This is a genomic window from Vibrio sp. 2033 (assembly GCF_033339735.1).
Genome location: NZ_JAWOVC010000702.1, coordinates 1 through 548, shown reverse-complemented (window position 1 = coordinate 548; position 548 = coordinate 1). Strand labels below are relative to the sequence as shown.

The window sequence follows — 548 nt, the reverse complement described above, 5'->3', positions numbered from 1 at the left end:
TATCTTGTAGACCCCAGTGAACCAAAGCCAAATCTTCAGCTGGACGACCATCTTGTTCAAAACGTTTTAGCGTCGCCGAGCTTAGGTATAGCTGACTGAGAATGTCACCTAAACGCGCGGATAAACGCTCTTTACGTTTCAACGAACCACCAAGCACAGCCATTGAGATATCAGACAGAAGCGCTAGGTTGGCACTGTAACGGTTTAGCTGTTGGTAGTAGCGTTTCGTTGCATCTTTAGTCGGTGCCGATGAACCGAGACCATCGCTCAAACCAAACCAAATACTGCGAACGAGGTTACTCATGGTAAAGCTCACGTGGCCAGCTAACGCTTTGTCGAATTTCTCAACCGCGTCGCTCGTTTCTGAGTAAGCTGCGTTCATTTCTTCAAGCACGTATGGGTGACAACGAATCGCACCTTGACCGAAGATGATCATCGAACGAGTCAGAATGTTTGCACCTTCTACCGTTACGGCGATTGGAGATCCTTGGTAGCCACGAGCGAGGAAGTTCGAAGGGCCTAAACAAATGCCTTTACCGCCGACAATG

At 48.7% G+C, this 548-nt stretch carries 1 protein-coding gene; it reads right to left on the bottom strand.

Annotated features, from left to right (window positions below):
• Positions 1 to 548: acyl-CoA dehydrogenase domain-containing protein (locus R7P74_RS28605; RefSeq protein WP_318124070.1), on the bottom strand; the 548-nt coding region annotated here is incomplete at both ends.